We start from the raw sequence: 2,627 nt of genomic DNA, 5'->3' as shown, positions 1-2,627 counted from the left end.
TTTCTAGTTATCGTAATAAGGTATCTAATTCTGAATACATAGGGGTTAGAAGCGAACCCGGGGAACTGAAACATCTAAGTACCCGGAGGAAAGGACATCAAACGAGACTCCGCTAGTAGTGGCGAGCGAACGCGGACCAGGCCAGTGGCTAGGAATGAGACAAGTGGAAGCATCTGGAAAGGTGCGCCGGAGTGGGTGATAGCCCCGTACACGTAATTCTCCTCTTAGTCCTTGAGTAGGGCGGGACACGTGAAATCCTGTCTGAACATGGGTCGACCACGATCCAAGCCTAAGTACTCGTGCATGACCGATAGCGAACCAGTACCGTGAGGGAAAGGTGAAAAGCACCCCGACGAGGGGAGTGAAACAGTACCTGAAACCGAATGCCTACAAACAGTTGGAGCCCAAGATTTGTTCTGGGTGACAGCGTACCTTTTGTATAATGGGTCAGCGACTTAGTCTGACGAGCAAGCTTAAGCCGGTAGGTGTAGGCGCAGCGAAAGCGAGTCTGAACAGGGCGTTCAGTTCGTCGGATTAGACCCGAAACCAAGTGATCTAGCCATGAGCAGGTTGAAGGTACAGTAACATGTACTGGAGGACCGAACCCGTATCTGTTGCAATAGATTGGGATGACTTGTGGCTAGGGGTGAAAGGCCAATCAAACTTGGAGATAGCTGGTTCTCCGCGAAATCTATTTAGGTAGAGCGTCGACCGAATACCCCCGGGGGTAGAGCACTGGATGGGCTATGGGGACTCACCGTCTTACTGATCCTAACCAAACTCCGAATACCGGGGAGTACTAGTCGGCAGACACACGGCGGGTGCTAACGTCCGTCGTGGAGAGGGCAACAACCCTGACCACCATCTAAGGTCCCTAAGTTATGGCTAAGTGGGAAAGGATGTGAGGATCCCAAAACAACCAGGATGTTGGCTTAGAAGCAGCCATCATTTAAAGAAAGCGTAACAGCTCACTGGTCTAAATAAGGGTCTTTGCGCCGAAAATGTAACGGGGCTAAAGCCATACACCGAAGCTGTGGATGCACGTATGTGCGTGGTAGCGGAGCGTTCCGTAAGCCTGTGAAGGGACAGTCGTGAGACATCCTGGAGGTATCGGAAGTGAGAATGCTGACATGAGTAACGATAAAGGGAGTGAGAGACTCCCTCGCCGAAAGTCCAAGGGTTCCTGCTTAAAGTTAATCTGAGCAGGGTTAGCCGGCCCCTAAGGCGAGGCCGAAAGGCGTAGTCGATGGGAACCACGTTAATATTCGTGGGCCTGCAGGTAGTGACGGATCGTGTGTATTGTGAGGTCTTATTGGATTGATCTTGCAGTGAAGCGGTCCCGGGAAATAGCTCCTGCATATAGACCGTACCCTAAACCGACACTGGTGGACTGGTAGAGAATACCAAGGCGCTTGAGAGAACTGCGTTGAAGGAACTCGGCAAAATGCACGCGTAACTTCGGAAGAAGCGTGACCTCCATTTGGGCAACCAGGTGGGGGTGGCACAGACCAGGGGGTAGCGACTGTTTACCAAAAACACAGGGCTCTGCGAAGTCGCAAGACGACGTATAGGGTCTGACGCCTGCCCGGTGCCGGAAGGTTAAGAGGAGATGTGCAAGCATTGAATTGAAGCCCCGGTAAACGGCGGCCGTAACTATAACGGTCCTAAGGTAGCGAAATTCCTTGTCGGGTAAGTTCCGACCTGCACGAATGGCGTAACGACTTCCCCGCTGTCTCCAACGCAGACTCAGTGAAATTGAATTCCCCGTGAAGATGCGGGGTTCCTGCGGTTAGACGGAAAGACCCCGTGCACCTTTACTATAGCTTTACACTGGCATTCGTGACGTTATGTGTAGGATAGGTGGTAGACTTTGAAGCAGTGGCGCCAGCCATTGTGGAGTCATCCTTGAAATACCACCCTTAATCTTATGGATGTCTAACTGCGGCCCGTTATCCGGGTCCAGGACCGTGTATGGTGGGTAGTTTGACTGGGGCGGTCGCCTCCTAAAGAGTAACGGAGGCGCGCGATGGTAGGCTCAGAACGGTCGGAAATCGTTCGCTGAGTGCAATGGCATAAGCCTGCCTGACTGCGAGACTGACAAGTCGAGCAGAGACGAAAGTCGGTCATAGTGATCCGGTGGTCCCGCGTGGAAGGGCCATCGCTCAACGGATAAAAGGTACGCCGGGGATAACAGGCTGATGACCCCCAAGAGTCCATATCGACGGGGTTGTTTGGCACCTCGATGTCGACTCATCGCATCCTGGGGCTGGAGCAGGTCCCAAGGGTATGGCTGTTCGCCATTTAAAGCGGTACGTGAGTTGGGTTCAGAACGTCGTGAGACAGTTCGGTCCCTATCTGCCGTGGGTGTAGGAATATTGACAGGATCTGTCCCTAGTACGAGAGGACCGGGATGGACGTATCTCTGGTGGACCTGTTGTGGCGCCAGCCGCATAGCAGGGTAGCTATATACGGACTAGATAACCGCTGAAGGCATCTAAGCGGGAAACTAACCTGAAAACGAGTATTCCCTATCAGAGCCGTGGAAGACTACCACGTTGATAGGCCGGGTGTGGAAGTGCGGCAACGCATGCAGCTTACCGGTACTAATAGCTCGATCGACTTGATCA

The 2,627-nt window shown here is 52.8% G+C and carries 1 rRNA gene; it reads left to right on the top strand.

Annotated elements, in window-relative coordinates:
• A 23S ribosomal RNA gene (locus tag DKP76_RS18825) occupies positions 1-2,627 on the top strand; the annotation flags it as partial.

Source organism: Falsochrobactrum shanghaiense (assembly GCF_003149535.1).
Taxonomy (GTDB): Bacteria; Pseudomonadota; Alphaproteobacteria; order Rhizobiales; family Rhizobiaceae; genus Brucella; species Brucella shanghaiense.
Note: the sequence above shows the minus strand (reverse complement) of the source record. Positions and strands in the feature narration are given on the sequence as shown.